This is a genomic window from Clostridium sp., assembly GCF_051650885.1.
Classification (GTDB): Bacteria; Bacillota; Clostridia; order Clostridiales; family Clostridiaceae; genus Clostridium.
The window spans coordinates 1-2758 of sequence record NZ_JBOFRG010000213.1; the positions used below are offsets into that span (position 1 = coordinate 1).

Consider the following 2758-nt stretch of genomic DNA (forward strand, 5'->3'; position numbering starts at 1 on the left):
GATTCAACTCTTGGTGGGTCAATCATAGAAATTAATCCAATAAAAGTATAACCAAATTCATCTTCAAGAGTTAAGTCTTTAACTGATGAAAGCTCTTTATAACAAAAAGCAAGTACTCTTAAACCATTTTGTGAAAGGTTCATGTTAGTATCAATGATAGCTTTTTTATCAGCATCAGTTATAACGCGTACACCTTCAGATGTTTTAATATATTTAAGTCTATCTAAAAGAACATCAAAAGCTCCTTTAGTGAAAAGAGTTGTTTTTCCATTGAAATCATGTAGCGTACTCATAAGCTTTCTATCTGAATCAAATGGAATTTCCCTTAAACGTTCAATATCTTGTCTAAGTTCAGTTTCTTTTATGTTATATAGGTGTCCTAAATTTACAAGAGCAACTTCAGTAGGGTCACCAAGTTCATTTCCATCAACAGAAGTTGAGTCATTACAAAGGATAGAACTTTTTAATAAATATTCATGAACCTCATTTTTAAAATCTAAACTTTCAGATGATATAAGATTTCCATCAACGTAAAGTTCTTTAGTAGTCATTTTATTTTGTGTTAAAGTACCAGTTTTATCTGAACATATAATAGAAACAGAACCAAGTCCTTCAACGGCTTTTAAAGATTTAATAATAGCATTTTCCTTAGCCATTTTTTGAGTTCCAAGTGCAAGAACTATAGTAACAATAGAACTTAAAGCCTCAGGAATAGCAGCAACAGCTAAAGCAACTGCAAACATTAATGATTCAAGTGGTGCAACACCTCTATAAACATTTAGTCCAAAAACAATAGCACAAATAATTAAGATTATAATAGCTAATTTTTTAGAGAAATCATCTAAAGAGATTTGAAGTGGTGTTTTCTTTTCTTGAGTTTGCTCCATTAAAGTAGCAATCTTACCAAGCTCAGTATTCATACCAGTAGATGTAACTACAACTAAGGCACGACCATAAGTAACTAAAGAACTAGAGAAAACCATATTCTTTTGATCTCCAAGTGCAACCTCATCTTTATCGATTAAATCAGAGATTTTAGTAACACTTTCAGATTCACCAGTTAAGGCACTTTCATTTACTTGAAGTGAAAAGTTTTCAATAATCCTTCCATCAGCACAAACTAAATCTCCAGCCTCTAAGATGAGAATATCACCAGGGACAACATCTTGAGATGCAATCTCAAGCTTAACCCCATCACGGATAACCTTAGCCATAGGAGCAGAGAGTGCTTTTAAGCTAGAAAGTGATTGTTCAGCCTTAACGTGTTGAACAGTACCTAAAATTGCATTTAAAATAATAACTACAAAGATAACAATAGTACTTTCAACATGACCTGCAGCCATAGAAACTATTCCTGCAATTATAAGTATAAAAACAAGTAAGTCCTTAAACTGCTCAAAGAAAACTTGAACTATACTTTTTTTCTTTTTCTCATTTAAAGCATTAAGACCATAAGTCTCAAGATTTTTCTTTAGATTTTCTTTAGATAACCCATCCTTCGAAGAATTGAAGAAAGATAGAATATCTACAACAGATTTGTTAAAAAAATTGTTCATAGTAAAAACTCCTTTCAAATTTAATATTTCCAATAAAAAAGACTTTTAATATAAATTACGAAAAAAATCGGAACTTATATTAAAAGTCTCGTAACCTAAAAACTTAGGTATATAACACCAGACTAGAAAAAGTCGGGCATGTTGATGTTATATTTGTTACTACTCCCTCTTAAAAGATAAGGCTTGTCTTCTTTATTGTAATTTCATATTAAAATATATTCATAAAATTGTCAATTGTTATTAAAGAAAAATCTTTAAAATATCCAAAAAGAGGATTAATTACTAAACATAATAATATAGAAGTAAATAAAACCAGAAAAATAAGAGAAATAAAAAATTAAATCTACACAAATAAAAATTTTAAATAAGAAAATAAAAGTAAATAAAATCTCCTTAAATAAAGAAAAAATAGCAAAAAAGAAAAACAAAGGGGGAAAGAGACTCATAAAAATATAGGAAAAGAATAGAGTATTAAAGAATGTTGAAATTCACAAAAATTGTGGAAAAACATAAAATAAACTATAAATGCTAAATGGAGTTGAAGACATGATATACGGACTTATATTAGCTGGAGGTAAAGGAAGCAGATTATATCCATTATCAAGGATGAACAGACCAAAACAATTTTTAGATGTTATAAATGAAAAAAGTTTTTTAGCGAACACAGTGGAAAGAATAGCTCCATTAATAGAAAAAGAAAATATCTATATTGTGACAAACAAGGACTATGAAGACCAAATAAGAGATGAGCTAAAAGACATTAATAAAGAAAACATTATAACAGAACCTATGAATAAGGAAACTGCAACATGTATAGGTTTATCGGCAGTTAAGCTTTTAAAGAAAGACCAAGATGCAGTTATGATTGTTTTACCTTCGGATCACTACATTAAAGACGAACAGGAGTATGTGAATACCCTAGCCCAAGCTATTGAACTAGCAAATAGGAGAAAAGTTATAGTAACCTTAGGGATAGAGCCAACCAGACCTGAAATTGGTTATGGCTATATTGAGATGGGCGAAAAAGTTAGTGGGTAACTAAACTGTTACAATAAATTTAAATAAAACTATACAAATACGTATAGAAGTATAGATTTAAAACAGAAAGCCCTCTGTATCTAGTGATAGGTGCAGACTCGGAGTTAATTGCTTTTAACCCCTAAAGCCTTATGACCAAAGCGAAACTAGAAATGGTAAGCGTA

The 2758-nt window shown here is 30.1% G+C and carries 1 protein-coding gene and 1 pseudogene; one reads left to right on the forward strand and one right to left on the reverse strand.

The features are described 5' to 3' along the window. The coding region (locus ACRC28_RS10240) for a cation-translocating P-type ATPase (RefSeq protein WP_438543353.1) at nt 1-1556 on the reverse strand (1556 nt) is incomplete at its 3' end. Nucleotides 1557-2102: 546 nt separating this feature from the next. Here ACRC28_RS10240 and ACRC28_RS10245 point away from each other — a divergent pair. Then, nucleotides 2103-2591 (forward strand): annotated as a pseudogene (locus tag ACRC28_RS10245) (sugar phosphate nucleotidyltransferase); the annotation flags it as partial. Nucleotides 2592-2758: the final 167 nt, after the last annotated feature.